General features: G+C 65.9%; 23 protein-coding genes. 6 read left to right on the top strand and 17 right to left on the bottom strand.

Annotated features, from left to right (window positions below; all coding sequences use genetic code 11):
* Positions 1-7: 7 nt before the first annotated feature.
* From GO592_RS05875 to GO592_RS05860, 4 genes are all read right to left on the bottom strand, one after another.
* Complete coding sequence (locus tag GO592_RS05875) at positions 8-1,051, bottom strand: DNA polymerase IV (protein WP_039952798.1); 1,044 nt, start codon at positions 1,049-1,051, stop codon at positions 8-10.
* A 65-nt stretch (positions 1,052-1,116) separates the two neighbouring features.
* Positions 1,117-1,569, bottom strand: a complete 453-nt coding sequence (locus GO592_RS05870; protein ID WP_039952816.1) for a hypothetical protein — start codon at positions 1,567-1,569, stop codon at positions 1,117-1,119.
* 275 nt (positions 1,570-1,844) lie between these two features.
* Complete coding sequence (locus GO592_RS05865; RefSeq protein WP_025433045.1) at positions 1,845-2,501, bottom strand: response regulator; 657 nt, start codon at positions 2,499-2,501, stop codon at positions 1,845-1,847.
* Between the two features lie 59 nt (positions 2,502-2,560).
* Positions 2,561-3,955, bottom strand: coding sequence for a sensor histidine kinase (locus tag GO592_RS05860; protein ID WP_007300471.1), 1,395 nt, complete (start codon positions 3,953-3,955; stop codon positions 2,561-2,563).
* Positions 3,956-3,985: 30 nt separating this feature from the next.
* On the opposite strand from GO592_RS05860, the gene GO592_RS05855 reads away from it, so the two are divergent.
* From GO592_RS05855 to GO592_RS05845, 3 genes are all read left to right on the top strand, one after another.
* Positions 3,986-4,603, top strand: coding sequence for a DUF4352 domain-containing protein (locus tag GO592_RS05855; RefSeq protein WP_007300470.1), 618 nt, complete (start codon positions 3,986-3,988; stop codon positions 4,601-4,603).
* Between the two features lie 306 nt (positions 4,604-4,909).
* Positions 4,910-5,233 carry a hypothetical protein gene (locus tag GO592_RS05850; protein WP_157234341.1) on the top strand — a complete coding sequence of 108 codons (324 nt, stop codon included), beginning with the start codon at positions 4,910-4,912 and terminating at the stop codon, positions 5,231-5,233.
* 88 nt (positions 5,234-5,321) lie between these two features.
* Positions 5,322-6,431, top strand: coding sequence for a DUF6884 domain-containing protein (locus GO592_RS05845; RefSeq protein ID WP_237720606.1), 1,110 nt, complete (start codon positions 5,322-5,324; stop codon positions 6,429-6,431).
* Positions 6,432-6,468: 37 nt separating this feature from the next.
* Here the strand turns inward: GO592_RS05845 and GO592_RS05840 are convergent, their stop codons facing one another.
* Positions 6,469-7,866 (bottom strand): plasmid pRiA4b ORF-3 family protein, encoded by a 1,398-nt coding sequence (locus GO592_RS05840; protein ID WP_050998698.1) that lies wholly within the window; start codon positions 7,864-7,866, stop codon positions 6,469-6,471.
* A 61-nt stretch (positions 7,867-7,927) separates the two neighbouring features.
* Here GO592_RS05840 and GO592_RS05835 point away from each other — a divergent pair, with 61 nt between their 5' ends.
* On the top strand, positions 7,928-9,112 hold the full coding sequence (locus GO592_RS05835; RefSeq protein WP_007300466.1) for a serine/threonine-protein kinase: 1,185 nt from the start codon (positions 7,928-7,930) through the stop codon (positions 9,110-9,112).
* 16 nt (positions 9,113-9,128) lie between these two features.
* Here the strand turns inward: GO592_RS05835 and GO592_RS05830 are convergent, their stop codons facing one another.
* Positions 9,129-10,037: an LLM class flavin-dependent oxidoreductase gene (locus GO592_RS05830; RefSeq protein WP_007300465.1), complete on the bottom strand. Its 909-nt coding sequence runs from the start codon at positions 10,035-10,037 to the stop codon at positions 9,129-9,131.
* Positions 10,038-10,147: 110 nt separating this feature from the next.
* Here GO592_RS05830 and GO592_RS05825 point away from each other — a divergent pair, with 110 nt between their 5' ends.
* On the top strand, positions 10,148-10,495 hold the full coding sequence (locus GO592_RS05825; protein ID WP_007300464.1) for a GNAT family N-acetyltransferase: 348 nt from the start codon (positions 10,148-10,150) through the stop codon (positions 10,493-10,495).
* Here the strand turns inward: GO592_RS05825 and nhaA are convergent, their stop codons facing one another.
* The 4 genes from nhaA to GO592_RS05805 all read right to left on the bottom strand — a co-directional run bounded on the left by nhaA (position 10,496) and on the right by GO592_RS05805 (position 14,946).
* Entirely contained in the window at positions 10,496-12,364 is a 1,869-nt protein-coding gene (nhaA, locus tag GO592_RS05820) for a Na+/H+ antiporter NhaA (RefSeq protein ID WP_007300463.1), read from the bottom strand.
* A gap of 10 nt (positions 12,365-12,374) precedes the next feature.
* A complete protein-coding gene (locus GO592_RS05815; protein WP_005254055.1) occupies positions 12,375-12,815 on the bottom strand; it encodes an SRPBCC family protein in 441 nt (146 codons plus the stop codon).
* A gap of 33 nt (positions 12,816-12,848) precedes the next feature.
* Complete coding sequence (locus tag GO592_RS05810) at positions 12,849-13,550, bottom strand: alpha/beta fold hydrolase (protein WP_007300462.1); 702 nt, start codon at positions 13,548-13,550, stop codon at positions 12,849-12,851.
* Positions 13,551-13,977: 427 nt separating this feature from the next.
* Positions 13,978-14,946, bottom strand: coding sequence for an arabinofuranosidase (locus tag GO592_RS05805; protein WP_237720613.1), 969 nt, complete (start codon positions 14,944-14,946; stop codon positions 13,978-13,980).
* A 226-nt stretch (positions 14,947-15,172) separates the two neighbouring features.
* On the opposite strand from GO592_RS05805, the gene GO592_RS05800 reads away from it, so the two are divergent.
* The gene (locus GO592_RS05800; RefSeq protein WP_007300460.1) at positions 15,173-15,535 is read left to right on the top strand and encodes a VOC family protein; all 363 of its coding nucleotides are present in this window, start codon (positions 15,173-15,175) and stop codon (positions 15,533-15,535) included.
* A gap of 109 nt (positions 15,536-15,644) precedes the next feature.
* Here the strand turns inward: GO592_RS05800 and GO592_RS05795 are convergent, their stop codons facing one another.
* The 7 genes from GO592_RS05795 to GO592_RS05765 form a co-directional block, all read right to left on the bottom strand.
* Entirely contained in the window at positions 15,645-15,923 is a 279-nt protein-coding gene (locus GO592_RS05795; protein WP_007300459.1) for a hypothetical protein, read from the bottom strand.
* Positions 15,924-16,090: 167 nt separating this feature from the next.
* Positions 16,091-16,414: a hypothetical protein gene (locus tag GO592_RS05790; RefSeq protein WP_037203105.1), complete on the bottom strand. Its 324-nt coding sequence runs from the start codon at positions 16,412-16,414 to the stop codon at positions 16,091-16,093.
* A 96-nt stretch (positions 16,415-16,510) separates the two neighbouring features.
* Complete coding sequence (locus GO592_RS05785; RefSeq protein WP_007300458.1) at positions 16,511-16,990, bottom strand: MaoC/PaaZ C-terminal domain-containing protein; 480 nt, start codon at positions 16,988-16,990, stop codon at positions 16,511-16,513.
* A 99-nt stretch (positions 16,991-17,089) separates the two neighbouring features.
* Complete coding sequence (locus tag GO592_RS05780) at positions 17,090-17,641, bottom strand: hypothetical protein (protein ID WP_237720605.1); 552 nt, start codon at positions 17,639-17,641, stop codon at positions 17,090-17,092.
* A 284-nt stretch (positions 17,642-17,925) separates the two neighbouring features.
* Entirely contained in the window at positions 17,926-18,660 is a 735-nt protein-coding gene (locus tag GO592_RS05775) for a hypothetical protein (RefSeq protein WP_007300457.1), read from the bottom strand.
* Positions 18,661-18,677: 17 nt separating this feature from the next.
* Positions 18,678-21,023 (bottom strand): WXG100 family type VII secretion target, encoded by a 2,346-nt coding sequence (locus GO592_RS05770; protein ID WP_007300456.1) that lies wholly within the window; start codon positions 21,021-21,023, stop codon positions 18,678-18,680.
* Positions 21,020-21,445 carry a hypothetical protein gene (locus tag GO592_RS05765; RefSeq protein ID WP_306670126.1) on the bottom strand — a complete coding sequence of 142 codons (426 nt, stop codon included), beginning with the start codon at positions 21,443-21,445 and terminating at the stop codon, positions 21,020-21,022. Before GO592_RS05765 ends, GO592_RS05770 begins: the two co-directional genes overlap by 4 nt.
* Positions 21,446-21,537 lie beyond the last annotated feature (92 nt).

The following is a 21,537-nucleotide window of genomic DNA, read 5'->3' as shown; positions in this document are numbered from 1 at the left end:
TTGCCACTCACGTGGGCGGGGTCATTTCCAGCCGCACACCGAGGAGTCGCACTTCCCGCTCGTGGTCGAGCCTGTCGACCAATGCTGTTGCCGCATCGGCGATCACGTCCGGATCGAACGTCGGCTCCGGCAGCGGCTTGCTCGTCGTGTGGGTGTCGAACGGGGCGTAGCGCACCTTCAACGCCACTCGCACCGCCCGGCGGTTCTCCGCGAGGATGTCCTCCCGGACCCGGGCGGCGAGACGACGGATCTCCTCGGTGACGGCCTCCCGGCCGGCGAGGTTCTGCTGGAAGGTCGTCTCCCGGCTGTGCGACCGGGCCACCCAGGGTTCCGCCGAGACCGGGGAGAGGTCGATCCCGCGACCGATCCTGGCGTACCACGGTCCCATGTTCGGACCGAGGGTCGCGGCCAATTCCAGATCCGAGGCGTCGGCGAGTTTCTGCACGGTGCTGATGCCCAGCGCGGCAAGCTTCTTCGCTGTCTTCCTGCCGATCCCCCACAGCGCGTCGGTAGGGCGCTGCCCCATGACGGCGAACCAGTTCTCCTCGGTGAGCCGGTAGATGCCCTGTGGTTTGCCGAAGTCTGTCGCGATCTTGGCTCGTAACTTGTTGTCGCCGATACCGACTGAGCAGTGCAGACCGGTCGCGTCGAGGACGGCGTCGTGCACGGTTCGCGCGAAGGCCTCCGGGTCGTCGGTCTCGACACCCAGAAACGCCTCGTCCCAGCCCATCACCTCGACGACGACGTCCAGTTTGCGCAAGGTGTCCATCACGACGCCCGATACCTCGGTGTAGGCCTCGGCGTCGACAGGTAGGAATACCGCGTCGGGGATCTTCCGTGCCGCGATCCGCATCGGCATCCCGGAACCGACACCGAACTCCCGCGCCTCATACGACGCCGTCGACACCACCGCGCGCTCGGTGGGATCCCCGCGACCGCCCACTACGACGGGACGTCCCCGCAGCTCAGGATTCCGCAGCACCTCGACGGCGGCGATGAACTGGTCGAGATCGACATGCAACACCCACCGACGACGCGGCGGAGTGCTCATGGAACCAGTGTGCCGGAACCGTCGAACCGGGACCCTCGAATCCTCGAGTTCGACCGTAGTGGCGGTCAGAACACGTCGTCGGCGTCGACAGACGGAATCAACTCGTCGGGGAACCGATACGAACATCCGAGTTCACTGGTGGACCGCGTGCCCCAATTGTCCCGGAACCACGCCACGCAGGTGTTTGCGATCAGGTTCACGTCGCGACTGAAGAGATAGCCGTCCGTGCAGTCTTCGAAGTGGCCGTCGAAATGCCACCTGTCGAGGGTCAGGTGCTCGGCCGAATAGTCGGCGAGCAGCAGGTGCCCGAGTTCGACGCGTGATCGACGAAGCATCAACACACCGTCGGCCAGTACCTGAATCTGCGCGCAGACGACTTCCTCGTCTTCGTCCTCACTGACGTAACTGTTCGGGCCGATCTCGACGATGAGCGCGACCGGTTGATCGACCAGCGAACCCGTCAACCACTCGACCATCCCCGCCCACGAAACCTCGGGCACCTCGGTGGAATCGGCCATCATCATCACCTTCCCTTGCTCGCGAGCGACCACGCCGGGGTCTTCGAACGCATCCCCGTGAGTCGTATCAAAGCAGAAGGTTCCGACACATGTGGCCCGAAATCGTCATGGACCGAAAGGTGTCGTCCATGCGAATGACACGTGTGTGCTTGGCATTCGAAGTCCTACACGAATGTGTAGAGTGGCCGACGAGCGTGAGACCTTTGGTAGGGGAAGATTGCTCGCACCCCCACTTCGTCCTCGGATGGAGTGGGGGTCCTCGCTTCGAAGAGCACTCAGGTGACCAGGCCGGCCCGAAACGCGGTCAACGCCGCTTCGACGCGGTTCCGGGTGCCCAACTTGCTGAACACCGCCGAAATGTGAGTCTTGACGGTCGTTTCGCTGAGGAATAGTTGCGCGGCGATGTCGGCGTTCGAGGCGCCCGACGCGAGTGACCGCAGGACGTCGCGTTCTCGCGCACTGAGTACGGCCAGACCAGCAGGATCAGGAACCGCAGCGGCGGTCCGGCTGGCAGCGACGATCCGGCGCAGCGACTCCTGACTGAACAGGGTGTTGCCGGCGGAGACGGCACGGACAGACTGGTGAAACGTCTCCGGCGGTTCATCCTTGCTCAGGAAGCTGTGGGCGCCGGCGGAGACGGCCTGGATCACGAGGTCGTCGACGTCCATCGCGGTCATCGCAATCACCCGGGGTGGGTGTTGCAGGGTCATCAGTTGACGGGTGGCGTCGAGCCCGCCGACGCGGCGCATCTTCAGATCCATCAAGACAACGTGCGGTCGATACGCGTGGACCGCGGCGGGCACCCGGTCGCCGTCGTCGACATCGGCGACGACGGTGATGTCCGTGGTGGCGGCGAATATGTCGGAAACACCTCGCCGGACGAAGGGGTCGTCGTCGGCGATCAAGACGGTGATTGCGCTGGCTCCGGTCATGGTGACCACAGGGTATTACCCCGGACCGACACGTCCGCCAACGGTATCGGCGACAGCGGTCAGGCGAACCAGGGCAGCCAGCAATCGACGACGAACTCGTCACCGAGCCTGCCCGCCTTGAGGGTTCCGCCGATGTCGCGGGCCTGCTCGGCGAGCCCGGGAAGTCCGGCACGCGACCCGGGCGGGACACTCGGGGGTTGAATGCTGAGCCGGTTGCGGACGTCGATGCGGATCCCGCTCTCGCTGGCCCCGCTGATTGCGACGCGGATGGTCTGATCGCTCGCGTACTTCTGGGCGTTGGTGAGCGATTCCTGCACAACCCGATAGGTGACGTGGCCCGACACGGTGCCGACGTCTCCGGGCCGCAGATCCGTGAAGTAAGTGGCGTGAAGGCCGGCGGCACGGGCGGACTGGACCAGGTCGGCGACGCCGTCGATGCCCTGGTGGCCGCCCGCGCGACTCGCCCCACCCGACCCTCGCAGCACGCCCACGATGTTCTTGAGTTCGTCGAGCGCCTCGTGCGCGGTGCTGCGGATCATCGACGCGGTGTTGGCGACCTTCTCCGGGTTGCCGGCACCGCTGACCTGCAGGGCCCCGGCGAACAGGGAGATCCGGCTCAGGCTGGCGGCGAGAGTGTCATGCATGTCTCGCGCGATGCGAGTGCGTTCCTCGGTGCGAATCATCTCGTCCCGCATCGCATGTGTCTGCTCGGTGGCGCGGTCACGGCTGCGCTCGGCCTGAGCGAGTTCGGAACGGGTGTGCTTCAACACCGCGACCGAGACCACGATCGCCACGAGCGTCGCCGCAACGAGCCAGGGGATCCAGAGTGCGATATCCCAGTCCGGCTTCGGCCCGCCGACCTCCGGCCGCGTCGAACCCATCGTCAGAACCGAATTGTCCCGCGTGCGGAACGCGTCATAGGTGAGCGAGACTCCGCACGCCAGGAACACCGCTGTCGCTGCCGCGGCCAGCCGCTGCCCCCGCTCGGTCTGCGCGAGCGCATACAGCGCGATCAATGCGGCAGTGGCATCGGTCGAGAAGAACAACGGACCCACGACGGCCAGGCCCAGCACCAGCCACGGACGCTCATGCCGCCACACCAGCGCGACCGCGGCACCCAGATTCAGCACCAGCCCGATCGCGATGTTCCACACCGCAACAGTTCCGGAATCGCCGGACAGCCCGACCGTCATCAGCGAGCAGAACACGCTGAGGGTCACCGCGCCGGTGGTCCAGACGCGACGACGGATGATTTCAGCGGATGTTGCAGTCACGGCAATGAGGCTACGCACCGGTCCGACAAGTTCACGATCGGCCGAAAGTAGGGGCCCGAGCGGACTTCCGACCGAAAGGAGGAATCGAACCGACTCTTCGGACGATCCGCGACCGGTGCCGAGTCGGGTGAACTCTTCCCCGAGCGGGACAGCAGCCTCGAAGCGGTCCCGACACGTCACCCACTCGAGCGATCCGCAGGAGGAACCGACATGACGAACCCCGGACAGCCCTACCAGAACCAGCCCTACCCCACCCCGCAGCCGCCGAAGAAGAAGCGTCGCATCTGGCCGTGGATCGTCGTCGGCGTCCCGATTCTGCTCTTCGGCGCGTGCTCGATTGCCATCGCGTCGAGCACGGGAAGCGACGAGGACACCACCGTCACAGCGGGTTCCAGCGGCGACGACGCAGCCGCCGACAGCGGCCCCGCGTTCCCCGGAAAGCTCGACGAGGACACCTCCGCGGCCGGCGGCGACACGATCACCCGGGACGGGCTCGCCTACACCGTGTCCACGCTCGAACCGGTGAGCAGCGTGATCGGCGAATACCTGTGCAGCAACGTGACCATCAAGAACGTCGGTGACAAGCAGAACGACTTCAACGGGTACGTCGATTGGAGCCTTCAGGACGCCAGCGGAGCGATCCGTGACGCGACGTTCGCCCCGGACCGCGAACTGCTGAACTCGGGGAAGATCGCGCCCAGCGGTCAGGCCACCGGCAGCGTGTGCTTCGACGCCCGTCAGGGCTCCGGCCCCGGAACCTACGTGGTGCTCTTCGAGGACACCTTTTCACTGTCCACCGACCGTCTGGCCTGGATCAACACCCTGTAAAGGGCACTGGGGCGGTGACGGGACACGGGGCAGGCAGACACGGCACCCCGTGTCCCGCCCGCATGTCGCCAGATCTCATTCTCCGACAGATCAATACATCATCCGAATGACATCGACCAACCGGAAATGGCCGCCGAAGCCCCCTCCCGAACCCACGTGTCGGACGGGCCTGATACTTTCCGTTTCAACGAACTGACCGCAGGTTCGCAAATACTGAGCAAAGGCTGATCATCTACATGTTCCGCAAGGTATCACTCACCGCTGCACTCACTCTCGCGATCCTTGGCGTCGGATCCGGGATCGCGAATGCCGCGCCCGCAACCTCGTTCGGCGACGGCGACTACATCGTTGGGGCTGGACATCGCCCCGGGCACGTACGTCGGCAGCGGCACCGTCGACGAGATCATGGGCTGCTACTGGGAACGCCTGTCGGGCACCAGCGGTGAGTACGAGGACGTCATCGCCATGGACTACACCCACTCGCCCAAGGTGATCGTCACCATCAAGCCGACCGACATGGTCTTCTCGTCCACGGACTGCGGAACGTGGACGCCCGCTCCGGCCGCCCAGCCCCAGGCCCGGCCGGCACCCGCGGCACCGGCACCGGCACCGTCGATCTTCGGTTCCTGATCAGCACGGGATGCCCACCCTCACGCGAACTGGTTGGGCATCCCCTCCAGGCAACCTCGAGCATCATCTCTCGTGAAGGACCTTCCCGATGTCGAATCCGCACCACCCGAATGGTCAGCCTCGACCAAGCCACGTCGTGCGGCCCGAGATTGCCTCACCTCTCGCAACGCACTCCGATTTCATCCCCGAACGGGCAGATCTCCTGCTTGTCACATGCGTCAAGACGAAGCTCAACGTCCCAGCAGCTGCCAAGGACCTGTACATCTCCTCGCTATTCAAGAAGCAGCGTGCCTACGCCGAGAGCCGCAGCATTCCGTGGTTCATCCTGTCTGCTGAGCACGGACTGGTTGCACCGGACGAGTGGCTCGCTCCGTACGAGCGCTACCTCCCAGATACACCGCCGTCCTATCGCGCTGCTTGGGGCGCGTGGGCTGCCGAACGTCTCGAACTGCTGGAAGGTCCCCTGCACGGCAAGATCATCGAGATCCACGCCGGAGCCCCATACATCAATGTGATCGCCGACCACCTGATTGCCAAAGGGGCAACGGTGGTTAACCGGCTCGAGGGACTCACCATGGGTGCGCGACTCCAGTGGTACACCGCTAGCGGAACAGGCGACACTGACCCTGTACGGGTTCGGCAGGGCGAGCAAACTCACGAGGCCGCCGCCGCATTCATCACACTACTGCTAGACGAATCTCGAGCAATCGCACCAGCCGACTTCCTCGAACACGGGGGCGAAGGTCTAAAGCGTCCCGGTCTCTACAGTTGGTGGGTCGACGATTCCGGTGCGTCGGACCTGGCCGACGGGCTCGACATCCACATCTCATGTGGACTGATCTACGCCGGCCTCGCTGGAGCAACACGCTGGCCGAGCGGGAAGCGTTCGACCAACACTCTCTGGTCGCGCATCGTCGGCATGCACCTCGGCGGACGTCACGAATTCTCCACCTTCAGGCGGACTCTCGGATCGATCCTCGCCAGTGCCGACCGGAGTCCGAGCATCGACGAAGACGCTCTCACGGTCTGGATGAAGCAACATCTCAAAGTCCTTGCCGTCCCCTATGAAGATGCCGACACACTCGGGAAGCTCGAGGACGACGTGCTGACAAGGATCGACCCGCCGCTGAACCTCCAGGGAATGGCCGCGTCGCCGATTCGGAAGAGACTGAAAGAACTCCGACGTAACCACCGTTGAGTTCGTTTCCGAAACCGCGGGAGACAAGCGGGGCGTTTCACATCGACAGCACCATCTGCGCGAGGAGCCGACCCCATTCGGGGTCCATGGGCTGGTCGCGTTGGACCCAGCCCTCGACCATTGCGCCGATCAGTTCGAGGAACGAGATCGTGGGACGTCCCATCCAGAACACTTCTTCCCGGCCGACGATCGTTCCGTCGCTGGTCTGCCAGCCGAGGGCGGCGAGTCCCTCGGCGATCACGTCCCTGCGTTCGTCCGACGACGTGCCTGCGGCGAGGGTGAGAAGCACGAGGTATCCGGCCTCCCGCTCGATCTGTTCGGTGCCCAGCGGCAGGCGGTCGAGCAGATGACGCCACATCTGTGTCGCGTTGTCCGCCATCGCCGTTCCGAGATTGGTTCGAACAAGTTTTCCCTTGTACTTGCGCACCAGTCCGAGTGTCTTGGCGTACTCGCGGAGCAGGTGGACGGGCCGTTGGTCCGTCTCGCGATTGCTGGTGGCGGGCCAGTCGTCGAAGCCCGGAAGCGCCTGCCGCATCTCCGCCACCACGGCCGGGGGCAGGTAGCCCGCCTGAGTCAGCGTGATGCCGTCGGATCCGATGCGCTGCAGCAACCACCGCAGATGAAACGTCGCCGCTTCCTGGGCCGCAGGAAAGTCACCCTTCCGCGTCGTGAGCTGGGCGTGCTCGAGCAGCGAAAAGACGTGCGGGGCAGCTTGATGGGGGATCCGGCGCAGCAGTTCCGCGAACTTGGAATCGGTCACCGGACCGTGGTCACGAATCACGACTTCGATCCGCAGATTACGGTTCACGGCGTCGACGCCGAACGATTCGGGCGCGAAGCCCGGCCCGACCCACGCCCCGGCGTCGTGATGACCGGGGTGCGACGGGGTGGCCAGGACCGTCAGCAGGTCGGCGTATCCCCCCGGTCCGCCGCAATCCTCGGGCGGGCAGGCGCGGGCGCCGGCGAGGCAGGTCACCGTCGGCGCGGGCCCGTCGGCCTCGATCCGTTCGAGGACGATCGTATGGTCCCAGCCGTCGCCGAAGTCGTATTGATAGGACAGGAGCTCGCCGGGTTCGGCCAGCACCTGATCGAGCCGGACCGCGTCCTCGCACAGCTCGTCGTCCTCGTCGGCGAAGCCCTCTTCGATGCTCTCGCGCATCTCGTACCGCTCGGAGGCGGGCGGCTCGCCGCCAACCCACGAATGCAGGTGGCTGTCCTGCCAGCCCATGACCGTCTGCACGATCGGATGCAGCTCGTTCAGCCGCAGGTTCGAGGGCACGACGAACTGCCGCCAGATGGCCGGCGACACGTCGTCGAGCTCGATCCGCAGGTGGAAACTCGCCACGTCTCGGCGACCCGGTCGCTCGGACGGCCGGACGATCACCGGCACGTCAGGAACGACGGACAGGTGTCGGCGTTTACCTGAAGCGGTCATGGCGTCATGGTAGGTGGGAGGCAGCGGTGTCCGGCACAAGTGCTGACGATAGCGTGAGCACATGTCGGTGTCCGCAGTTCTCGCAGGTCGGTACGAGTTGCGGGGAGTGCTGGGGCGCGGCGGAATGGCCGATGTCCACGACGGATGGGACCTGCGCCTGCAGCGACCCGTGGCGATCAAAGTGCTGCGCCCGGAGCTCGCCTCCGTCCCCGACACGCGTCGGCGGTTCGAGGCCGAGGCCCGGCTCGCCGCCACCTTGAATCACCCCAACGTCGTCGCGGTGCACGACTGCGGCGAGGACGCCGGAATGGCGTACATCGTGATGGAGCGCCTGCCCGGGCGGACCCTCGCCGACGAGATCGCCGCCGGTCCCGTCCCGGACGCGCGGGTGCGGTCGATCCTCGCCGACGTGCTCGCCGCCCTCGGCGCCGCCCACGGAGCGGGAATCCTGCACCGCGACATCAAACCGGGAAACGTGCTGTTCACCGCCGCGGGCACGGTGAAGGTCGCCGACTTCGGCATCGCGAAGAGCGCCGCGTCCGACCACACCGCGACGGGACAGGTGCTGGGCACCGTGGCCTACCTCAGCCCGGACCGCATCATGGGCACACCCGCCACGACCTCCGACGACCTCTATGCCGTCGGCGTCGTCGGCTACGAAGCCCTCGCCGGGCACCGGCCGTTCGCCGGCGACAACATCCTGTCCCTCGCCCGGGCGATCATCGACGGCGCGACCCGACCGCTGCGCGAAGCCCGTCCGGACGCCGATCCGAACCTCGCCGACACGATCGAGCGGGCGATGGCCCGCGACCCTCAGCAGCGGTACGCCGACGCCCAGACCATGCGGGAAGCCGTCCTCGGAGCGTCCGGCCCGCATCCGCCGCCGACGAGAGCATTCACACCCACCACCTCCGTCCCTCAGCTGCCGCCCGAGCCCCGGCGACCACGGCGGACCGGCCTGATCGTCGCCGCCATCGCCGCAGTGCTGGTGGCCGTGGTCGTGGCGGCGCTGGCCATCGCGTCTCAGAATCGGGACGGCACGGTCGGTCCCGGGCCGAGCACCACCGCCGTCGTCCCCGGTCCGGCGCCCGTCTCCGTCCCGAGCAGTGCGGTCGAGGTCAACCCGGTTGCGCCTCCCCCACCGACCGGCGCTCCGGCACCGAAGACCGGCCCGGGAAATAACAACGGCAACGGGAACAACAAGCCCAAGGACAAGGACAAGGACAAGGAGAAGGACGGCAACTGAGCGAGTCGCGGTCGGGTCAAGCGCGGGCACCCGTTCCACGGCGCTCATCCACGGCGGCCCGAACGGCGGGCGCGACGTCGGTCGCGAACGTGCGGACCTGGGCGAGGTCGTCGCCGTCGGTGCCGAAGACGAACGTGTCCATGCCCGCCTCCACCGCGAGTTCCGTCAGTTGGCTCACCCACTGCTCGGCGGTTCCGTGGAACAACGTGTCCGACGGTGTATCGCTCACCCGGCCGAACACGTTGTAGGCGCGGACGATCGAACTCGGGTCCCGGCCCGCATCCGCCGCGCCCGCGTCGATCCGCGCGTGCATGCCGGGCAGGACCTCGGGCGGAAAGTACGAACTCGACGGGACCCACCCGTCCGCCGAGCGTCCCAGCGCCCGCAGCAGCCGGGGGCCGCCGACGCCCAGCCAGATCCCGATCCTGTGCGCCGGGACCGGTCCGGGATGCACGCCCGCGAGGCGATAGTGCTCACCCGAGGAATACACGGCACGCTCACCGGACCACATCAGGCGGATCACCTCGACCGCTTCCTCCAACGCCGTCGCGGCCTGCCCGGGCGTGCGCACGTCACCGCCCATCGCCCCGATCGCCTCCCAGAACGCGCCCGCACCCAACGCCAGTTCGAATCGGCCTCCCGACATCACGTCGAGGCTGGCCGCGGCTTTCGCCATCGTCGCCGGCGGGCGAAGCGGCAGGCACGCGACGTCGGGAAACACGCGCACCCGCTCGGTCCGGGCCAGCAGCGTGCCCATCAGCGACCAGCAGTCGAGGAACTTCGCCTGGTACGGGTGATCTTGCACGCCGATCAGGTCGAGTCCGGTCTCGTCGGCGAGGGCGGCGAGTTCGAACGTGTTGGCCAGCAACTCCACCGACGGGGTCACGAACGCCCCGAACTGCACGGCCCTGCCGTAATCGGTCATGGCGGTCGCGTCCCCTCTCGGATCGCTGAACTCCTTCGATCATCCACCTCCGCGACGTCCGGGAACACCCGCCGCGCAGTCGGAACCCCGCCGGGCGGCATAGTGGGTTCATGACAGACGACACGAAAGACGGCCCCGCACCCGACGTCCGGAACGCCCCCGAACTACACCGATTCGAGGTCCGCGTCGATGGTGAACTCGCCGGGTTCACGGAGTACCTCGACGACGAGAACCAACGGATCTTCTTCCACACCGAGATCGGTGACCAGTTCGCGGGGCGCGGCCTCGCCAGCACCCTGATCCGCAGCGCGCTCACCGAGACCGTCGGGGACGGCAAACGGATCGTGCCGATCTGCCCGTTCGTCGCCGGCTACCTGAAGAAGCACGACGACTTCGCCGACGACGTCGACCCGGTCACCCCGGCCGCGATCCAGGCTGTGAAGGATTCGCGCGGCTGATCAGGGTGCGCCGTCGGCGCCGCGCGCCTCTTCGAGCTGCCGGATGAGGGTGGCGGCGTCGTAGGGGCCGCTGTGCCGGGCGAGGTCGGTGCCCGTCGCGCCGAGGTAGAACGTGGGGGTCCCCCGGAAATCGCTCGACTCGGCGTCGAGTTCGTCGTCGTCGATGCGGTGAACGTAGGTGCCCCTGCGGATGTCTTCCTCGAACCGGTCCATGTCGAGCCCCAACTCGGCGGCGTAACCGAAGATCTCGTCCTCGGCGAGGGCGTCGCTGTTGGCGAACAGGTGGTCGTGCATCTCCCAGAACCGTCCCTGCGCGGCCGCCGCTTCGCTCGCCTGGGCGGCGAAACGCGCGTGCGGATGCACGGCGTCGAGGGGGAGATGCCGGAAGACGTAGCGGAGCTCGTCCCCGAAATGCGCCCGCACGTCCCGGATGCTGCCGGTGGCCTTGCTGCAGAACGGGCACTCGAAGTCGCCGTACTCGACGAGGGTGAGCGGCGCATCCACCGGCCCGCGCAGATGATCGCGGCCGGTGTCGACGGGCCGGAGCAGGGTGCGCCCGACGGCCTCCGTCGGCGGGTGCACCCAGTCCGACAGCCGGAACAGTGCCCAACCGAGGACGGTGGCGATGACGGCCGCCGTCAGGACACCCACCCGAGCGTCGTTGGCGAGCTCGGGTGAGTCGATGGCCAGGTCGACGATGAACAGCGAGATCGTGAAGCCGATGCCGGCCAGCGCGCTGCCACCGGCGATCTGTGACAGCGTCAGCCCGCGCGGCAGGCTGCCGGGCCGCAGCTTCGAGAACAGGGCCGTGGCCGCGGTGATGCCGACGAGCTTGCCGACCACCAGGCCGAGCACGATGCCCCACGCCAGCGGAGACCGGGCCGCGTCCGCGAGTGTCTGCCCGGTGATGACCACACCGGCATTGGCGAGCGCGAAGATCGGGACGACGAGGAACGCCGTGTAGGGCTGGTAGAAGCGCAGCAACCGCTCGTTGACGGACACCGCGCGCAGCACACCGAGCTGGGCGGCGCGGGCGTAGTCGGAGTTGGGTGACTGCCGGAACGCGCGCGTGAGTTCACCCGCCCGCTCCACCTCGCTGCGCCGCGGCGGATACACGGGCAGGATCAGCGCGATCAGCACACCGACGAGGGTGGGGTGGACGCCGGACTCGTAGAACGCGACCCACGTGCCCGCCGCGACGATGAAGTAGGCGACACCACGCCACACCTCGAGCTTGCGCAACTGGATGATCAGCAGCAGTCCGACGCACCCGAGGAGCAGCGGTCCGAGCCGGAGGTTGTCGGTGTAGAAGAAGGCGATGATGGCCAGGGCACCGATGTCGTCGGCGACGGCCAGGGTCAGGAGGAACACCCGCAGCCGGGCGGGGCATCGGGGTCCGACGAGTGCCAGTGCGCCCAGCACGAACGCCGTGTCGGTGGAGACGACGACGCCCCACGCACTGGCCTCGGCGCCGCTGGGGTTGAGGATCAGGAACAGGACGGCGGGCAGCGCCAGACCCGCGATCGCGGCGAGAAGTGGGACGGCGGCACGGGCGCGATCGGTGAGTTCGCCGATCGTCAGCTCACGTTTCACCTCGAGCCCCACGACGAAGAAGAACAGCGTCATCAACCCGTCGTTGACCCAGTGCTTCAGGTCGAGGCTGATGCCGTAGTCGCTGATCTGGATGGTCACCCGGGTGTGCCAGAACGACTCGTACGAATCACCGATGTTGGCCCACACCAACGCCAGGATCGTGGCGACGAGCAGAAATCCGGCCGACAGCTTGTCGTCGTCGGTGTCGTCGCGGATCAGGGCCAACCGCGCCGACAGTCGCCGAAGTGTGGTGGGGCTGCTCTGCTCGACCGTCATCTGGTCCTCGTCAGACGTAGTTCTCGAGAACGAACTTGGTGAATCCCTTGCGGATCAGTCGCACGGCCTGCTTCTGCCCCTGACGCAGCACGGACTTCGGCACCCACACCTTCGGCTCGACCGACATCGTGAGGTGAACCGACGTCCCGCGCGCGGTCGGGGTCAGCCGATACTCCCCCTCCTGGCACTTCTGCTTCTCGCTCTCGAGGAGCGTCCACGACATCTGCTCGTCCCCGAGCCACTTGTGCTCGGCCAGCTGCGTGTCCGCGACCCCGAGGACGGCGAGCGTCATCCGCACGGTGCGGGGGCGTCCGTCGTCGAATCGGGACTCGACGACCACCTTCTTGTGCACCACCGACCACTCGGGGATGCGTTCGACGTCCGCCAGCGCAGCCATCACCTGCTCCTGGGGCGCCTCGATCTCGAACTCTCCCGATACCGACAACGCCATCGATTGCTCTCCTTCTCGTCGGATGTACATGCCCTACAGTTCGGACGCGTAGCGCTCCAGCATGGCAGCAAGTTCGCCGGGGCGCGCGAGTGCCGCCAGATGGCCGGTGTCGATGACCTCCGGTGCAATGCCCAGTCGCTCCCGGACGATCCGCTGCATGAAGTCGAGCGGGAAGAGCCGATCGCGCCTCCCGGCGACGACCCGCGTCTTCACGTGCGGCCACGCGTCCGCCTGCCACACCGTCTCGAACGGGGTGTTCGACATGACGGGCTCCTCCTGGCTGAATGCCTCCTCGGTGACGTCGTCGGGCACGTCGTGGAAGAACAGTGCCCGCAGGTCGTCGGGCGCGTCCGGGTCGCGACCCTCCAGCACGTCGAACGCCCGTTTCGCCTCCGGCTGACCGGTGGTCTCCCACCACTGCCCGGGTGCCTCCCCCGGCGCGGGCAGCATCGGTGCCAGGAGAACCAGCAGGTCGACGTCGACCTCGCCGCGCTGACAGACGATCGCGGCGGTGAACGCGGACATGGACTGCGCGACCAGCACGATCGAACCCTCGACGTCCTCGACCGCATCGACGACGACGTCGGCGAACTCGTACTGGCCCGCGTCGTCGTCGCCGTACGGAAGGTCGACGGCGATCACCGAGTGCCCGCCCGCCTCCAGGATCGGTGCGACGCGGTGCCAGTACCACGAGTCCGAGCCGGCGCCGGGCAGCAGAACGAAGGTTGCGGGCATCTCGACTCATCTCCTGTTTCCGGGACACGAACGAACGGTCGAGTCGAGCCTAAGCGCTACGTGCGCGGGAATGCGCGCCCGAACACACCTTGCCACTCACCTGCGGTGACCTGAAACAGAAGCGCCGCCGAGGGCGATACACCCAGTAGGTCGGACAGGAAGCTCCGACCGTGCCGGGATCCACCACACGTTACGAGAACTGAGCTGACATGTTCACCAACCACCTCTTCGGCGGAATGACCGAACAGGAAATCGACATCGAAGTCGCTGACGAGCTGGCGGCCTGAGTTAGCTCCTTCGCACGCGAGTGGCGATGTGCACCCCGGCACGCTGCGCCACTCACCTACGAATGACGTTCACGCTCAGCCCTTCGCAGGCTACCGGTGTCGTTGACCCTCCCGGTTGCCGCCCTCACGGAAGTTCGCCGTCAGGCCGGCTCTCTCATCACGCCGACGTGGCGCACCGTCCCGGAAAGGCCTGGAAGCTCTTGCACAGGCGACCAGGTGCGCAGCCCATCCGTGCTGTCGGAATAGAGATACTTCCCTTCGGTATAGGCGTCGAGATATATCCGCCAGGCGCCGCTCGGCAACTGAACCAGGGCTGGGCCCTCCACCAGTGAGCCCCAATTTCCAGGCGGGACGAATGAATAGGGTCCCGTCACCGACGACGCGACCGCATGCTCGACGACCTTCTTCGTCTCGTTCTTGGTAAACGCATGATAGGTCGATCCCACCTTGACCACGGTGGTGTCGATATGGTCCGCGCCGATCCCGGCGAGCGGAACAGGCGGGCTCCACAACCTGAGCGATGGTTCCAGCGCCGTCATCAGATACGGCACGAATCCACCACCGGTCGACATCGACAGGATGACGTTGACCCGGTCGCCGTCCACGAACCATTCGGGTGCCCAGGCCTTGGTGGTGAACGGCGACAGCGACGGTCCGTCGCTGAACCCGGCCGACCCTGAGGAACCCGGCGGGCTCGCTGAGCCCGTTCCATCTCCCGTGCCCGGCAGGAAGGCGCAGCAGAACGGGACCGGCCAGGCCCCAAGGAACTTCCAGTCCATGCGGTCACTGCTGCGTGCGAAGCCGATGTTCGCCCCGTCGATCGTCGTGTAGGTGAGGTAGTAGAACCCGTCCGTGTGCCGGAAGATGCTCGGGTCACGCACCACCCCTGACGGAGGCCGATACGCAGACAGTCGGAGGGGTTGGAACCCCGTGCCGTCCTCAGACTCGTATACATCCAGGTCGCGGTCGCTGACGTTGCTGAACGCCACCATCGTGGTTCGCCAGGCGAGCGGTGCGGCGCCGCTGCTCCCCGGGGCGGCGACCAGCAAGCCTGCGACAGCGAGCATCACCATCGATATGACGGAAAAGCAGGTTCGTTTGGGCAGCATCACCGGTGCAGTATCTATCACAGCGGGCGCACCATGCGTAACTTTGGCCGCAGGCAGCGGATCGTTACCGACGGCCGTGCAGTGACGCCGTATGCGAACCCGAGGGCGCCACCCACATCAGCGGCGATCAGTACTCCTGTGGCGCGGTCGGTCTACGCGCGAGCCTTATGCGTGACGGCATCTCGGCGCGTAGCGTCACGGGGACACTGTCGACGGAGGAGTGCTCATGTCGGGCGAACTGTCATTCTTCGAATTGGGTGTGGCCAACACCGAGCAGGGCCGAAAGTTCTACTCGGCGTTGTTCGGCTGGGAATTCGAATCCGGGCCCGGCGGATCGGGCTACTCCATCAACACACCGAACGTCCCAGGCGGGATCCACGGGGGCGACGAGGGCGCCGGCCCGTATGTCTTCTTCCGGGTGCCCGACCTCGACGCCGCGGTCGAGCAGGTACTGGCGCTGGGCGGCACCGTCGACGCCGTCGAGCTGGGCGAAGACCCCGAGTCGGTGGCGAAGTTCGGGCGGTTCAAGCTGTGCCACGACGACCAGGGTTCCTCCTTCGGACTGCACGAACCGCCCTCCGGCAACTGAATCAGTGCGCCCCGAAACGGAGACTCCCGGGGCGCGCTGATTCGGATCGGTCGGTTTACGGCTCGTTCGGCGAGTCGCCTCCGCCCTCGTCACCGCTGTAGGTGGCCGGTTACGGCTGACCGTCCTCGGGTCCGTCGCACCAGTTGTCGTACTGGTTGTACGGGTCGGTGCCCCACGCCGGGACGTTGTTCTCGTACGGTTCCGCCCAGTCGTCGCAACCGGCCGGGCCGGTCGGCGGAACACCGGGAGGCAGTGGTGCAACCGTGTCCGGTGCGCGCACCGGTACGACTGCCGACTCGAGCGCGTCACCCCAGGCGACACCGGATGTTCCCAAACCGATCGAGGCCGCGAACACGGCGACCGCAGCCAATCTCGAGCCGACCTTCATCGTTGCCTCCCATAGGTGAATAACGCTGCCTAAGGGCTGTACCCAAAGACAACGTAAACAATCCTCGAAGAGCGAATTTCGTGAATGAAATTTGACGGACGGTCGGTTTCAGTTCACGACTGGGCTACACGACGGCCCAGTGCGTCGTGCGAACAATCACCGTCGAATCAGGGATTGACGATCCGGCCCTGCTCGTCATTGACCGGCGGCTGCTGCGCGGAAAGGCCGTCTTCGGGGCCGTCGCACCAGTTGTCGAACTGGTTGTACGGATCGGTGCCCCACTGCGGCACATTGTTCTCGTAGGGTTCCGCCCAGTCGTCGCATCCGATCGGACCGTTCTGCGGGAATCCGGGTGGCATCGGCTGAATGACATCCGGCCGGCGCACCGGCACCGCCGAGTCGAGACTGCCGCCCCAGGCGACACCGGATGCTCCCAATCCGATCGAAGCCGCGAATACCGCCACCGCGGCCACTCTCCTGCCCATTCTCATGATTGCCCTCCGTTGGTTACCTGGCCTTTCGGGGCGGTACCCAGAAACGCGAAAAACAATCCTCGAAGAGAGTGTTTCGTCCAGAAAATTTGGCGATCAGTCGGTTTCCGGTCGGCAGCGCATGTACATCTCGGTCACCGAGGTCAAGACCTGCTTGCCTGACCCGTTGAGAATCTCCGCCGCGACCGTCACCAAGGCCCGTCCGCGATCGTCGGGCACCACATCCTCCACGACCAGCTTTCCGGTGAGCACATCACCCGGCTTCACCGGACGGAGAAAGTTGACGTCGCGCATCCGCACTCCCGCAATAACGCTCCAGCCTGCATAAAGAGTGGTCGCAGACAGTCGCTGGCACACCGCGATCGTATGCACACCACTCGCGATGAGCCCACCGAAATAGCCGCCATCTGCAGACTCGCGGTCGATGTGGAAGGACTGCGGATCCCACTGCCCCGCGAACTCGACCAGTTCTTCCTCCGTCACCGTGTACGAGCCCAGCTCGAACTTCTCGCCCACCCGGAGGTCGTCTGCGTACACGACGTCACATTTGCTGTCCACTACCAACCGTCCGATCATTCGCCCACGCCTCCACCGAACACGGAGGCTGACGTCGAGGATATGACCGGACGACGGCGGCGGTGACAGTGCCCTTCCCCCGGCGGTGGGAAGTGGTCGTCAGTTCTCGTCGTAACGCGGCCAGCCCGGATACGGAGCAAGCGTCGGGTAGGGGCTGTCGTGCGGGAGGTTCGCCTTCTGCGGTCGCACATCCCTGGCATCGGGCATGCGCGAGTCACACTCCGCGTAAGCGTTCTGATCGCGCGCAGCCGGCTCATGCTCACTGATCGTCCATCCAGCGAATACATCCGCTGATGGCGCACGCTCCGCACCCTCCGCAACAATCCGTTCAGAAGCGGCAGACTGCGCTTGCTCGGGCGCCACCATTCTTACCGTTTCCGCCTGAGGAGACGGACCTGTCAGATTGGAGTATCGACCGTCCTTCTCCGCCATTACGGTGTAGTTACCCGAACACACCGTGGCGACCCACCCGTCCTCTGCCGGCGTCATCGCCAGGAGATGTTCGAACTGGGTTCCGACGAGTTGTTCCAGTTCCTGATCGTTCGAATGGTCGAAGTCGACCCGGTCGCGCTGCTGTGACGTCGCATCAGCGAAACCTGGATAGCCCGCCGACAACGCGTGACCATGAATCGCGAGGTAGTACGACTCCATATACGCCCGGACCGCTACCGCCGGCCTGCTGAGCAGATCGATACCTGGTTCCGCCGACCACCGAACGTTGTAGTCGACATTCTCGGGAATGGCATACCAACGTCCCGCACTCGGAGCAGTCTGGCGCGGCTCAGAATCGCCGTGTGATCCGCAACCTGCAACAGTCAAGACGATGGCAGCTAGGAGCGGAAGCCGACTCCTCCCAAAATTCACGCGAACACCTTTTTCTCCCAAGCAATTCGAGCTTCATACCGGGCGGCCAACCACCATCACCGACGCCGATATCATTCCTGGTCGCTCCTTGGCCAGCCAGGAATCGGCGCAAGCGACGGGTACGGGACGTCGTGGGGCTGATTCACTTGCTGCGGCCGGGCCTCGCGAGCGTCAGGCATGCGAGCGTCACACTGCCGATCAGCTTCGGTGTTGGCCGTCGCAGGTTGATGATGTCGGATCGTCCATCCAGCGAACATGTCCCGCGTAGGTGCCCGCTCGGGTCCGGACGAATCTGGAGCACCACTTTCCACGACGGGTGTGCGTGGCGCAACGATCTCGATCTCCTCGGTGCCGACAGACGTGGATCCGACGTTGTAATACTTGCCGTCGTCGCCGAGTCTCATCACCGCATAGTCACCAGTACACACAGTCGCAAACCACCCACTCGGGGTTGGGGACAGCCACAGGAGGTGTTCGAACTGGGTACCTGTGTACTGGGTGAGAGCCTGGTTGCTCCTGCCGCCATAGTTCCAGCGTCCCACCTGCATAGCGGTCGCATCGGTGAAACCCGGGTAGCCCTTCTCCGAACTGTGCGCACCAAGCGCGATGTAGTACGACTCCAAATATGCCCTCACGACCGTCGATTCACGGCTGGAAAGGTCGATACCCGACTCCGCTGTCCATCGAAAATTGAAGCCGACGTTGTCCGGCACCACGTACCCCGCCGACAGCGCTGGTTCTCCTGGCCGATCATCGGTATCTCCCCCGGACCCGCAGCCAGTCAAGGCCATTACGACCATCGTCATCGCTACAAGGCGCGCCCTCATCGACCCGGCTCCGGAGCCAGAACTTCGTCACGTCCGCCATTCACGGCGAGGGTGAACGAGTCGATATCCGCCAAGCCGGCGTTCACTATGTATCCGTTCAGTACGGCTTGCAGAACCGGCAGCGAACGTTCCGGCTCAACCGACGCGATCTCGTCGAAACTCTTCAGCGGACCGCCCGGGATTTCAGTGAAGGAATCGAGTCGCGGGAACGGATCGAGAACTCCCCCGTTCTGCTGCTGAAGACCGAGTGCGATTTGGTAGTAGTGCTGAGCAAGACTCGTTTCGTATGTGACCTCGCCGTTTGACTTCACAACAGCTTCGGGGACCGCGCCCAGTACAGCACTCTTGAAGGTTGGATCGGCCAGATCCATACCGGTGGAGATCAAGGGGCCGGCCCCCGGGATGAACTCGACACCCTTTCCAATCGCAGTACGGATGGTGTCGTACGCGACGCCTTTGTTCTCGAATCCTGCCGAATTTTCGGAAGTGGCATCGCCCAGTCTGTCGTTGAACTCGAGATCGAGGCCCTTGTCGACGACCCCCTGAATGCGTCCCGCCCACGTGCCGTATTCCTGGGCCCAGTTCTCCGGATCATGCCCACCGACCGCCCACGCCTGCTCGAGTTGAGCGGACATCCCGAAGGCCTGCGCATTGAGATACGCCGCGGCATCAGCATTCGAATCGATCACCGAGAACAAGCGAGAGGCATTGTCGATGCCGAATCCTTCGTTGCCGGGCGGCCCTGCGAACCCATTATTTCCGGTGAAGGCCTGTGGAGCACCCACCATTTCAGCCACATAGGGAGCAACTACCTTGCCCAACGCCTGCGTGATGTCGGGGTTCACCTCACCGATTGCCTGCCCCTTCATCCCCGGGATGTCGAGTAGCTCGGCGTCTTTCGCGGCGAGGATCTGCGCGAGCCCGAATGCCGATTCGCCGGCTTGTCGCGACCGGAATATTTCTCCGGGATCGGACGGATCGGCGGGCCGGGCGTCGTCGGCGATCCAGTCGAACATCGCGGCGACGTTCTGTTCGCCGCCGTCGGCCCAATCGCGTTGGAGCAGGGGCATGATGACGTCGTCGCGGTTGTAGTCGGCCGGCATGCCGTCGCCGGACAGGATGTTGTGGACGGCGACGTGGTCGCGGCCACCGACGCCGACCATGTCCTGCAGGAGGGTGTCGACGCCGTCACGGCCCAGAGCATTGTGGTCGAAGGAGTCCCCGATCAGGAGGCTCTTGTCGTTGGTGGCCGAGGCGATCTCCCCGGCACGGGAGAGGAGGCTCTCGCTCAGCTCACTGCCCTGCTGCACGGCCGGGTCCGCCAGACCGAAGGCTTTGGTGAAGCGTGCCAGGTCGTCGCCATTGTTGACGACCACCGACGGTTGCGGGGCGTCGTGCGCGCCCTTCATCAGGTTGCCGGCCGCCGTCACCGGTCCCTCGAACAGTCCTCGAAGGCTTTCCGGAATGTGGCTCTGACCTCCGACGTCGCCGCTGGCACTACCGACGTTGTAGTTCGACACCACGGCGAGGCCGTTGGACAGCGCGCTCGCGGCCTCGGTGCGCCCGTTCGCGCTGTACTGCTCGGACAATACGAGGAAGCCGTCCTTGCCGGCCGCCGTATAGAACTGTTGCAGGAAATCGATCGTTCCCTGTGGCAGATCGGTGACCTTGCCGCCGTCGGCCAGCGTCTGCACTTGTGCGGGAGTAAGTCCTGCGGCCGCGATCTCCCGGGCAACACGGTCACGGACGTCCTGCGGAATGTCGGAACCGCCCCGCGCGACCTGCTCACCCAGCGCGGTGCCCTCGTGCCCCGACAGGCCTGCGGACGCCGGGGCACTCGCCGCCACGGCGCGCAGCGCGTCCCGGATCGCCGTCGCCATGTCCCGATCGGCATTGTCGAGTTCCGTCAGTGCTCCACCGAGTTGGCTGCGCCAGTACTCCATCAGCTCGGCATGCTCGGCGGCCTCGCTCATCGTCGTCGGCGGGCTGACGATCTGCCAGTCGTCGGAGACGGTGAATCCGTCGGTTGCCGCCTTGTCGATCACGGTGGCGACGTAGTCCCGCGCATGGCCGAGGCGATCGGCCCCACCGACGAGCGCGTTCGACAGATCCTCCAGATCGTCTGCGAGCCGGCGGATTTCCGTGCGCTCACTGTTCGCCCTCTGCTCGGCGGCCGCCTGCGCCGGACCGCGCCAGTCGTCGTGTCGGCCCAGATCCGCGACAGCACGCTGGACGTCGTCCGCCCGGCCCCGTGTGTCCTCGGCGGTCCGTCCGATCTCCTCGCCCGCCAGTGTCAGATCCCGCGGGTTCCAGACGTGCAGTTGCGACCTACGAGGAATCACAGCTCCCCCATCGCCGACAGCTGCGACGCGAACGAGGTGTCGGCGACCTCGTAGTTCTCGGCCCCGTCGCCCGCAATGAACGCCATCTCGTCGATGCGACTGGCCGCGACTCCGAGCGCGGACGCGAGGATGTCGCCGGCGTCCTTGCATGCCGCCGCGGTGTCGGACCCCTCGACGGCCCGGACCGCGTGCTCGAAGCTCCGCCGGCCGCCCAACGCCTCGACCTCACACGCAATGGCGCCGAGCGCGGTGGACATCGCCCGCAGCGTGTCGGGATCGACCTTGACGACCGCGACGTCCGGTCCACCGAGCACCGGCGGCAGCCCGGGGACGGCGGCCAGCGGAGGCTGCGTCGCACCGGTCCCGTCCAGCGACGCAATGACACTCTCCGGCCATGTCATATCGCCCTCTGACATCGACATCTCCCCCTGATAGCCGCATCGAGATCCACCCCCGGATCCGGGTCACCGACACGCTCGGCGACCGTGGAGACAATAGCGGACGCCGTCACACG

Source organism: Rhodococcus sp. 21391, from assembly GCF_016772255.1.
In the GTDB taxonomy this organism is placed as follows: domain Bacteria; phylum Actinomycetota; class Actinomycetes; order Mycobacteriales; family Mycobacteriaceae; genus Rhodococcus_F; species Rhodococcus_F opacus.
Note: the sequence above shows the minus strand (reverse complement) of the source record. Positions and strands in the feature narration are given on the sequence as shown.

Coding starts and splice junctions, on each gene's coding strand:
- GO592_RS05865 (WP_025433045.1), bottom strand. CDS start 2,501: ATGACCGGAGCCAGCGCAATCACCGTCTTGATCGCCGACGACGACCCC.
- GO592_RS05855 (WP_007300470.1), top strand. CDS start 3,986: ATGACGAACCCCGGACAGCCCTACCAGAACCAGCCCTACCCCACCCCG.
- GO592_RS05805 (WP_237720613.1), bottom strand. CDS start 14,946: ATGCTGCCCAAACGAACCTGCTTTTCCGTCATATCGATGGTGATGCTC.
- GO592_RS05790 (WP_037203105.1), bottom strand. CDS start 16,414: ATGAGAATGGGCAGGAGAGTGGCCGCGGTGGCGGTATTCGCGGCTTCG.
- GO592_RS05800 (WP_007300460.1), top strand. CDS start 15,173: ATGTCGGGCGAACTGTCATTCTTCGAATTGGGTGTGGCCAACACCGAG.
- GO592_RS05835 (WP_007300466.1), top strand. CDS start 7,928: ATGTCGGTGTCCGCAGTTCTCGCAGGTCGGTACGAGTTGCGGGGAGTG.
- GO592_RS05830 (WP_007300465.1), bottom strand. CDS start 10,037: ATGACCGATTACGGCAGGGCCGTGCAGTTCGGGGCGTTCGTGACCCCG.
- GO592_RS05825 (WP_007300464.1), top strand. CDS start 10,148: ATGACAGACGACACGAAAGACGGCCCCGCACCCGACGTCCGGAACGCC.
- GO592_RS05795 (WP_007300459.1), bottom strand. CDS start 15,923: ATGAAGGTCGGCTCGAGATTGGCTGCGGTCGCCGTGTTCGCGGCCTCG.
- GO592_RS05810 (WP_007300462.1), bottom strand. CDS start 13,550: ATGCCCGCAACCTTCGTTCTGCTGCCCGGCGCCGGCTCGGACTCGTGG.
- GO592_RS05765 (WP_306670126.1), bottom strand. CDS start 21,445: ATGTCGATGTCAGAGGGCGATATGACATGGCCGGAGAGTGTCATTGCG.
- GO592_RS05780 (WP_237720605.1), bottom strand. CDS start 17,641: ATGGAGTCGTACTACCTCGCGATTCATGGTCACGCGTTGTCGGCGGGC.
- GO592_RS05815 (WP_005254055.1), bottom strand. CDS start 12,815: ATGGCGTTGTCGGTATCGGGAGAGTTCGAGATCGAGGCGCCCCAGGAG.
- GO592_RS05785 (WP_007300458.1), bottom strand. CDS start 16,990: ATGATCGGACGGTTGGTAGTGGACAGCAAATGTGACGTCGTGTACGCA.
- GO592_RS05845 (WP_237720606.1), top strand. CDS start 5,322: ATGTCGAATCCGCACCACCCGAATGGTCAGCCTCGACCAAGCCACGTC.
- GO592_RS05850 (WP_157234341.1), top strand. CDS start 4,910: ATGCCGCGCCCGCAACCTCGTTCGGCGACGGCGACTACATCGTTGGGG.
- GO592_RS05775 (WP_007300457.1), bottom strand. CDS start 18,660: ATGACGATGGTCGTAATGGCCTTGACTGGCTGCGGGTCCGGGGGAGAT.
- GO592_RS05875 (WP_039952798.1), bottom strand. CDS start 1,051: ATGAGCACTCCGCCGCGTCGTCGGTGGGTGTTGCATGTCGATCTCGAC.
- GO592_RS05870 (WP_039952816.1), bottom strand. CDS start 1,569: ATGGCCGATTCCACCGAGGTGCCCGAGGTTTCGTGGGCGGGGATGGTC.
- nhaA (WP_007300463.1), bottom strand. CDS start 12,364: ATGACGGTCGAGCAGAGCAGCCCCACCACACTTCGGCGACTGTCGGCG.
- GO592_RS05840 (WP_050998698.1), bottom strand. CDS start 7,866: ATGACCGCTTCAGGTAAACGCCGACACCTGTCCGTCGTTCCTGACGTG.